Here is a 5,569-nt window from a genome sequence, read left to right as displayed (position 1 = left end):
GTGGGGGTGGACAAAGCAAGTAGCGCATAGGGGAGTCGAACCCCTGTTACCGGATTGAGAGTCCGGCGTCCTAACCGCTAGACGAATGCGCCCCGGGAATCGGTCGTTGGGGAACAGGGATTCGAACCCCGATTTTGTGATCCAGAGTCACACGTCCTGCCATTAGACGATTCCCCAGTCAAATATGCGGGTGAAATATAAAACCGGGCCGCGCTGGCGATCAAGGGTGCTGGGCAGGCGGACGGCTCAAAGCGCCTGGAGGAAGCGCAGGAGCTCGTCCTCGCTCATGAACTGAACCTCCACGCGGGCGTAGCTGGAGAGCTGGCTCGCGTCCAGTTCAAACTCGTAGAACACGTCCACCGCGGCGGTCTCCAGGCGCACGTCAATGCTGAAGCCGCTGGTGGTGATGGCCAGCAGGGGGGTAAAGCGCTTCTGCCGCACGGCGGTGACGCCTCCCCGGGGGAAGTAGCGCTCCCACGACATGTCGGGGCTGTCCACCAGCACGGCCCTCAGGCCCCCTTGCGGATCCAGCAGCTGCACCACCGGCAAGACCCTGAAGTCGCCCCGGGCGATGCGCTCGATGAGGCCGGAGGAGAGATTGAAGCTGGACTTGTCGTAGCGGATCGTGCGCAGGTTGCGGCTCTCGCGGGTGGCCACATACGGCAGGCTGGTGAGCATGTCTTCCAGCAGCGCCTTCTTGACGCTGTAGGTAACCGGAATGCTGATGTAGACCCGGTCGTTGTCGTAGGGGTCCACGGCCAGGCTCAGTTCCCCCAGCTCGGCGGAGTAGGGGTTGTCCGCGACGCGCCTCAGCACGTCTTCGAACAGCGCCGTGTAGCGCGCCCTTTCAGCGGGCAGGGCGCCCAGCCCCTCAAGGCTGAAGTCGCGGTAGTAGCGATTGCCCTCCTGGTGGGTACCCGCTTCCGGCTGGCGATAGCCCGAGTAGACATCCATGGCCGCCTCCAGGTCTTCCAGAGCCCGGGCCAGGTCCGCCTGAGCCAGAGGCACCCGGCGGCCGTACTCCTCGGCGGGGGCGTAGGCCGGACCCGTGGGTGGCGGCAGGGGCGGAGGCAGGGAATCCACCGGCGTCACCAGGTCGATGCCGCTGAAAAAGGTCACGCTGCGGATCATGTCGCTGACAGCGGCCACCAGCAGCAGATTAAGCTGTGGAATGTCGTTGTAGAGTGCCTCCAGCGACTGCCGCTTCAGGCTGGTCCAGGTTTCCATGTCCAGCAGCTGCAAATCGATGAGCAGCCGGGCATCGTGCCGCCGATAGCTACCCATCAGGACAATGGAGTTGCCGGCCATGAAGGCGGACGGCCCAGCGCGGCGATCAGCCCTGCGGGACTCGAGGTAAGGGGTGATATCCCCGGCATCCCGGGCACTGATACGGGGCTCCTCCTCCATGCGCAGCAGGATCATGTCCCTGAGCGCATGGGAGAGCCATTCCAGCCGGGGGTCGCCCTGGAGGTTGTCAAAATCCAGGATAAACAGGGTGATTTGGTCGCGATCCGGCGGGCGTAGCTGGGCGGGCACGATCCCCGCCAGCAGGGTGATCAACCCCAGTAGAACCATCCCGCGGGCGCAGGCAACCTGCGGCCGGCAGGGGAACGGGCCTGGTTTCATGGCGTGCCGGGACAAGCCGTTAATTTAACGGGGGCTGCCGCCATGTGCTACGTCGCAGTGTCCGCCGCCTCAGTGCCAGTCTTCGGCTGGGCCCGCTCGCCGGCCGCTTCCGCTGCCCCTTCAAGTTCAGCCAGGGTCACCGTCACGCCGCCGCCAAGGCTGCTCAGGAAGTTGTAAGCCAGGGCCATCGCGACAGCCACCAGCGTCAGCCCTATGGCGCTGAAGAAGCCCACCAAGATGCTGGCCAGGATTATCAGGGCCAGCCCGTAAATACCCCAGCCGTGACCCGTGTACTCGGCCAGCAGATTGCCGATGATGCTTCCAATCAGAAGATAGCCCGCGATCACCAACAGGGCAGAGATGATCCAGAACAGCGGGAATACCGTACGCGCCACCGACCACAGGTCCAGCTCCTTGATCAATACCCGGCTCATCCGGTGAAATATAATACCGGCGCCACTTGTCAGGGAACCGTCGCAAGCCGAAATTATCTTGGAGCCGCCACGGCAAATTGACTATTATCCGCCCAGCTTTGAAGGCACATGCCCACCCCGGGCAACCCGGTATTGGGTTTGCCGGGCAGCACGTCGAGTAAGGAGGGCTATTGGAATCTCTAGGCCGTATCGGGCAGATTTTGACGGACGGGACCATCATCTTCAGTGGGTGGATTGCCGTGCCGCTCATCTTCATCCTGTTAGGCTCAGGCCTATTTGTCTCCATCCGCCTGCGCTGGATCCAGCTGCGCAAGCTGGGCCACAGCTTCGACGTGGTGGGCGGCAAATACGACGACCCCGACGATGAGGGTGACGTCACCCATTTCCAGGCCCTGTCAGCGGCGCTCTCGGCCACCATCGGCATCGGCAATATAGCCGGCGTGGCGCTGGCCCTGCGCCTGGGCGGCCCCGGCGCCCTGTTCTGGATGTGGATGACCGCCCTGCTCGGCATGGCCCTGAAATACTCGGAAGCGACGCTGGCCCACAACTACCGTACCATCCACGAAGACGGCTCCGCGTCGGGCGGGCCCATGTACTACATCGAACGTGGCCTGGGAGCAAACTGGAAGCCGCTGGCCGTGTTCTTTGCGATTCTGGCTACCACCTGCTCGTTCTGCACCGGAAACATGAACCAGGCCAACACCATCGCCGTGACCTTCGCGACTTACGGTGTGCCGACCTGGGCCACGGGGCTGATCATTGCGCTGCTGGTGGGAATGGTGATCATTGGCGGCATCAAGCGGATTGGAGGCATGGCCAGCCGGCTGGTACCCGGCATGGCGATTCTCTACGTGGGCGGCGCACTGTATATCCTCATATCCAATCCCGGCACCATTCTCGGCAGCCTGACATCCATCTTCCGCGAGGCCTTCTCGCTGGAGGCCGGCTGGGGTGGCCTCATAACGGTCATCATGTGGGGCGTCCGCAGAGGGCTGTACTCCAACGAAGCCGGCCAGGGCTCGGCGCCCATCGCCCACGCGGCGGCCAAAACCAAGGAGTCGGTGCGCGAGGGCGCCGTGGCGCTCATGGGCCCCTTTATCGATACCCTGGTCGTCTGCACGATGACCGGCCTGGCCATCCTGTCCACCGGCGTGCTGGATTCAACCGCATTCACCGGCGCCGCACTCACCCGGGAGGCGTTCCGTGCCGGATTTGGCGACCAGGCCCAGTTGGGGAGCATCATCGTCAACGCTTCCGTGTTCCTGTTCGCTTACACCACCATGGTGGCCTGGAGCTACTATGGCGACCGTGCCATCGAATACCTGCTGGGCCCCAAAGCCATCCGGCCCTATCGCTGGGCCTATGTCTTTTTCAATTTCCTCGGGGCGATCCTGCCCCTGGTGTTCGTGTGGAATTTCGGCGACATCGCCCTGAGCCTGATGACCATTCCCAACCTGATTGCCGTGGTCTTGCTCACGGGGACGCTGAAGGTCATGACCAACGATTACTTCTCCCGGACGCACCTGACCTATCGGGAGCAGCTGGCGCAGAAAGGGGCCGCATAGTAAATCGGGCCCGTCAGTCCCCGCGAGCGGCAAGGCGGTGAAGCCCGCTCAAGGCTCATGCTGAGTCCGTCGAACCGCCCATGACCCCCGCCGGCAACATCGACCAGGCGGCGGACGTCGCTCTGAAGGCGGCCCGGCAGGCCGGGGCCATCCTGATGGACCATTTCCAGCGGCTGGAGCGGGTGGAGAAAAAGGGGCTGGTGGACCTGGTCACCGAGGCAGACCTGGCCAGCGAAGCGTCCATCGTCGCGGCCCTGCGCGAGGCCTACCCAAAACACGCCATCATCGCCGAGGAGGGCGACTACGCCCAGTCTGCGGCGACCCCCCACCGCTGGGTCATCGATCCGCTGGACGGCACCACCAACTACGTTCACGGCCTGCCCATTTTCGCCGTATCCATCGGCTACCAGGTGGAGGCAGAAACAGTTTTTGGGGTCGTGCTGAATCCTGCCCAAGGGGAGGAATATGTGGCCGTCAGGGGCCAGGGCGCGACCCTCAACGGCGAGCCCATTCAGGTGAGCGGTACCGACCGCCTGCGGGAGTGCCTGCTGGCCACCGGCTTCCCCTACACCCACGATGACGTATTCCAGCGGAGCTTCGACCTGTTCCGGGAGCTCTATAACCGCTCCCAAGGCATCCGGCGGCTGGGGGCGGCGGCGCTGGACTTCTGTTACGTGGCCGCGGGCCGCTTTGATGCCTACTACGAGGCCAACCTGCACTCGTGGGACCTGTGCGCCGGTGACCTCATCTGCCGTGAAGCAGGCGGGCAGACCTCCGATTGGCGCGGCGGGCCCCTGCCGTTCTCGGGGCGCCGCGTGCTGGCCAGCAACGGCACGGCCCTGCACGGCGAGCTGCTGGCGGTGCTGGCGGGCAAAGAATTCGCGGGCTTACGATAGCACGGGCGGGGCGGACAAACGGTATGTCACATTACCAAAGGCGGAGGGCAAAGGAAGGAGCACACATGGACCACTACCTGATCTGGTGCAATTTGAAAAATACCTCCAAGGACGTGGCCTTCTGCAGCGACGTGGACGCCTACCTGGGGCACCTGCAGGAGCAGGGCCTGATCGAGGGCCACCTCATCATGCGGCGCAAGCTGGGCCTGGGGCCGGCGCAGCTGGGCGAGTTTCTCATCGACATCCAGACCCGGGACCTGGCCCAGTTGGAGCGGGCCTGGGCGCTGGCGGCAGAGCGCACGGGCGGGACGGAAAAGCTGCACTTCCCGGTCTACACGGCGGCCAAGGACCTGAGCTTCGCGCTGTACCGGGACTTCCCGGATGCGTTTCGCAGTGCGGAGCCCGATAGTTAAAAGCAGCTAGGGCGCTCGCACGCTGCCCGCCCGGGGCAGCCCGGCACGCTCCGCGATTTCACCGGCAACCGGCCTGGGCGATGGCCTCCAGTGAGTCGTAGGCCTGACAGAGGGCCAACAGCCGCATGGGACCGACGCTGGGTAGGCGCTGCAATCGCAGCAGGCATGGCCTGGTGATTTGACGTAAATTATCCCTCACGTAGGGCGGAGATCGATTGATGAACCAAAAAACCTTTACAGCGGTCATACACAAAGAAGAAGACATGTATGTGGCTGATTGCCCGGAAGTGGAGACTGTAAGCCAGGGCGAGACGATTGAAATTGCCGTCGCCAACTTACGGGAGGCCACAGAGCTTTACCTGGAAGAATTCGAGCCGCCGATCCACGGGCAACCTGTTGTAACTACCATTAGCATCGCTCCCTAGAAAGCCTAAACTGCAAAAGCTCCCTCCCAGAAACGACAAATAAACATAAAGGACATACGAGAATGCCGAGCGGATGGGTACATGCAACATTAGATTTGATTTCCTTTGGGCGGCCATACCTTAATCTCCACCAACGAAAGGACATGCCATACAGAACTCTAGGACCAAAACATAGGCTTGTAAATCATGCCTGGTATCAAGAGTACGGGA

At 62.9% G+C, this 5,569-nt stretch carries 6 protein-coding genes and 2 tRNA genes; 4 read left to right on the top strand and 4 right to left on the bottom strand.

Going from position 1 to position 5,569, the window contains the following annotated elements; translation table 11 throughout:
- Positions 1-20 precede the first annotated feature (20 nt).
- The 4 genes from IH971_10715 to IH971_10700 all read right to left on the bottom strand — a co-directional run bounded on the left by IH971_10715 (position 21) and on the right by IH971_10700 (position 2,060).
- Positions 21-92, bottom strand: a tRNA-Glu gene (locus tag IH971_10715).
- 14 nt (positions 93-106) lie between these two features.
- A tRNA-Gln gene (locus IH971_10710) sits at positions 107-177 on the bottom strand.
- A gap of 69 nt (positions 178-246) precedes the next feature.
- Positions 247-1,626, bottom strand: a complete 1,380-nt coding sequence (locus IH971_10705) for a hypothetical protein (GenBank protein MCH7498307.1) — start codon at positions 1,624-1,626, stop codon at positions 247-249.
- A 47-nt stretch (positions 1,627-1,673) separates the two neighbouring features.
- Complete coding sequence (locus IH971_10700; protein ID MCH7498306.1) at positions 1,674-2,060, bottom strand: DUF3566 domain-containing protein; 387 nt, start codon at positions 2,058-2,060, stop codon at positions 1,674-1,676.
- A gap of 170 nt (positions 2,061-2,230) precedes the next feature.
- On the opposite strand from IH971_10700, the gene IH971_10695 reads away from it, so the two are divergent.
- The 4 genes from IH971_10695 to IH971_10680 all read left to right on the top strand — a co-directional run bounded on the left by IH971_10695 (position 2,231) and on the right by IH971_10680 (position 5,359).
- Complete coding sequence (locus tag IH971_10695) at positions 2,231-3,625, top strand: alanine:cation symporter family protein (protein ID MCH7498305.1); 1,395 nt, start codon at positions 2,231-2,233, stop codon at positions 3,623-3,625.
- A gap of 80 nt (positions 3,626-3,705) precedes the next feature.
- Positions 3,706-4,521 carry an inositol monophosphatase gene (locus IH971_10690; GenBank protein ID MCH7498304.1) on the top strand — a complete coding sequence of 272 codons (816 nt, stop codon included), beginning with the start codon at positions 3,706-3,708 and terminating at the stop codon, positions 4,519-4,521.
- A 65-nt stretch (positions 4,522-4,586) separates the two neighbouring features.
- Positions 4,587-4,934: a hypothetical protein gene (locus IH971_10685; protein MCH7498303.1), complete on the top strand. Its 348-nt coding sequence runs from the start codon at positions 4,587-4,589 to the stop codon at positions 4,932-4,934.
- Positions 4,935-5,152: 218 nt separating this feature from the next.
- Complete coding sequence (locus IH971_10680; GenBank protein ID MCH7498302.1) at positions 5,153-5,359, top strand: type II toxin-antitoxin system HicB family antitoxin; 207 nt, start codon at positions 5,153-5,155, stop codon at positions 5,357-5,359.
- The last annotated feature ends 210 nt before the right edge of the window (positions 5,360-5,569 follow it).

This window comes from Candidatus Neomarinimicrobiota bacterium, assembly GCA_022560655.1.
Taxonomy (GTDB): domain Bacteria; phylum Fidelibacterota; class Marinisomatia; order SCGC-AAA003-L08; family TS1B11; genus JADFSS01.
This window is presented reverse-complemented; position numbering and strand designations above follow the sequence as displayed.

What these genes read in the sequence shown, in the direction of transcription:
- IH971_10705 (MCH7498307.1), bottom strand. Translation starts at nt 1,626, where the DNA reads ATGAAACCAGGCCCGTTCCCCTGCCGGCCGCAGGTTGCCTGCGCCCGC.
- IH971_10700 (MCH7498306.1), bottom strand. Translation starts at nt 2,060, where the DNA reads ATGAGCCGGGTATTGATCAAGGAGCTGGACCTGTGGTCGGTGGCGCGT.
- IH971_10690 (MCH7498304.1), top strand. Translation starts at nt 3,706, where the DNA reads ATGACCCCCGCCGGCAACATCGACCAGGCGGCGGACGTCGCTCTGAAG.
- IH971_10685 (MCH7498303.1), top strand. Translation starts at nt 4,587, where the DNA reads ATGGACCACTACCTGATCTGGTGCAATTTGAAAAATACCTCCAAGGAC.
- IH971_10680 (MCH7498302.1), top strand. Translation starts at nt 5,153, where the DNA reads ATGAACCAAAAAACCTTTACAGCGGTCATACACAAAGAAGAAGACATG.